Consider the following 1,483-nt stretch of genomic DNA (forward strand, 5'->3'; position numbering starts at 1 on the left):
CAACTATATGAAAAAAATAGTCTTTTCATTCGTTTCAAATGCTATTGCCTAAGGGGAATTAAGTAGGGGTTTGCTATAAACATGGCAAAACCACCTAAAATAAACCTCGATACACCAGCATTGTGTATTTCAGCTACTCAATAATTGGGAAACTTCAGTTAAGGATTTAACTTAGCCAATAATTTATCACTCGGCTTTGCTGTGTACAGTGAATATGCGCCAAAACGCATTTGATGTGCACGCCCTAGTTTCTCTTTAATAAAATCAATAGCAAATTGCTCCGTAAGTTTTTTGCCATCCCAACTATACAATTTCAAATATTGTTCATTATCCTGGCCTTTTTTATCCCAGTTCGCTAATAACGAAGACGTATAATACAAGCGCTTACCATCCCAGCTTGATGACACCATATTCACCTGTGAGCCAATTTTCTGCTCGAAAACCTGCTTGGGGTTAAACGGATCTGAAACATCAAAGCCTCGAGTTTTGCCATCCATAAAAGTATTGACCCAAAGCATGTTATCATCGCTTTGAATGGAGATATCTACAGGTAATGGAATTTTGCTAGGGTTCCCAATATCAGCAACTTCTTTCGCTTGCCATTCCTCTTTCTGATCTTCATAAATCAGCCAGATTTTTGAAGTAAGCGCTGTTGTTGTAAAGCAGTAGTTATGATTTGGATCCCAGGCGCAGCGGATTTTCAGTGGCGCACCCGGCACATCAAATACTTTTTTCGGTTGACGCGCATGTAAATCCCATTGCACGACGGTATTACCAAAGTGTTTCATGGCTTCTGGGTCAGCCAGCATTTTACCAAAGTCCATCATATAATTAGACCAGCCGGTAAATGATGAACTGATCATCACATTACGTCGGGGTAATACACGTACATCATAACCATAGCCATCGGCATATTTACCAGTCTTGATAGCACCGCGTAAATCGCTATCTGTAGGAGTCCAGTGCGTTGTAATATGTTCGCCGCTATTACTGTATTCCACTAGCGCAGTACGTCCGCCATGATCTTTATTATTAGAAAGCCCGGTAATCAACATGCGCCCGGGTAAAGCATAAGTCGTATGTGGTCCCACTACCCCGCCACTTTTACTAACAAAATCAACAATCACCTTATGTAATTTTGGTTTGGCTGGATCTGTATGTACATCAAAGATAAAGATTTTATTAGTATCCAGTCCACCCGCCCATAAATACTTACGATCATCTGTAAAGCCTGAATGGTGCGCTTCATTACGCCCGCCTACTGACAGACTATTAATAACCTTGCCATATTTGCAGGCGCGCCATGCTACCTCACGAAATTCCGGGACTCCTGTCGCCATAATTCGTTCACCTACGCAGCGGATGGGAGATGCCCTGAACGCCCTGCGTCCGCAACGACTACGCACAAAAGCCGCTTCGTCATTACTACCTCACTGGCTGGACGGCTATTCGGAATGCAATTCTTGCTCCTCTCGCGTGCTGC

The 1,483-nt window shown here is 43.0% G+C and carries 1 protein-coding gene; it reads right to left on the reverse strand.

Annotated elements, in window-relative coordinates:
* Positions 1-158: 158 nt before the first annotated feature.
* Positions 159-1,406, reverse strand: coding sequence for a methanethiol oxidase (gene mtoX, locus CDZ78_RS20345; protein ID WP_280175612.1), 1,248 nt, complete (start codon positions 1,404-1,406; stop codon positions 159-161).
* Between the last annotated feature and the right edge of the window lie 77 nt (positions 1,407-1,483).

Source organism: Bathymodiolus platifrons methanotrophic gill symbiont, from assembly GCF_002189065.1.
Taxonomy (GTDB): domain Bacteria; phylum Pseudomonadota; class Gammaproteobacteria; order Methylococcales; family Methylomonadaceae; genus Methyloprofundus.